This is a genomic window from Roseovarius sp. A-2 (assembly GCF_002072155.1).
Classification (GTDB): domain Bacteria; phylum Pseudomonadota; class Alphaproteobacteria; order Rhodobacterales; family Rhodobacteraceae; genus Roseovarius.
The window spans coordinates 1-809 of the sequence record NZ_BDIY01000103.1; the positions used below are offsets into that span (position 1 = coordinate 1).

Below are 809 nucleotides of genomic sequence, written 5' to 3' on the forward strand. Positions count from 1 at the left end.
CGGTATTGCCAAGTTGTTGACTGGGTTTGCTAAAGGTATGTGGACCCCATGAATATTCCAATTGATTTGCCACGCCTGAAGGGGTTTCGTTATCCTCGTGAGATTATTGGTTACGCTGTTTGGGCGTACCATCGGTTAGCTCTGAGCACGGCTGATGTTGAAGACCTGTTGGCCGCGCGGGGCGTGATTGTCAGCCGAGAAGCGATCCGGCTTTGGGTCAATCGCTTTGGTCAACACTTTGCAAATTGCATTCGCCGGGATCGACCACGGCCGAACGATAAGTGGCACATGGATGAAGTCGTGATCACGATCCGTGGCAAGAAACACTGGCTGTGGCGTGCGATCGACGCGGATGGAGACGTCCTCGAAATTCTCGTGCAAACACGCCGCAATGCCAAAGCAGCAAAGCGCTTTTTCCAAAGATTGGTTTCACAGTTTGGCGAGCCGAGGGTGGTCATAACTGACAAATTGCGCAGCTATATCAAGCCGGTCAAAGCACTGGCCCCGAACGCTGACCATCGCGCGCACAAGGGCTTGAATAACGCGATCGAAGTGTCGCACCGGCCGACACGTAAACGAGAGAAGATCTTCGGCAAATTCAAATCCCACCGGCAGGCACAGAGGTTTTTGGCCGCACATGACCAGATCAACTTGCTCTTCCGTCCCCGCCGATATCAACTGAACGCAACTTCATACCGCCACGCCCGCTCCGATGCTTTCAGCCTCTGGGCAGATTACACCGCGGAAATGGTGGCATGATCCTGCCTTTGCCAAGCTTCGCAAGCTGATGCCAACAACTTGGCAATACC

General features: G+C 53.8%; 1 protein-coding gene. It reads left to right on the forward strand.

The window, feature by feature from the left end:
- Positions 1-48 precede the first annotated feature (48 nt).
- The gene (locus BHD06_RS22770) at positions 49-759 is read left to right on the forward strand and encodes an IS6 family transposase (protein WP_080459209.1); all 711 of its coding nucleotides are present in this window, start codon (positions 49-51) and stop codon (positions 757-759) included.
- Positions 760-809: the final 50 nt, after the last annotated feature.

Coding starts and splice junctions, on each gene's coding strand:
- BHD06_RS22770 (WP_080459209.1), top strand. CDS start 49: ATGAATATTCCAATTGATTTGCCACGCCTGAAGGGGTTTCGTTATCCT.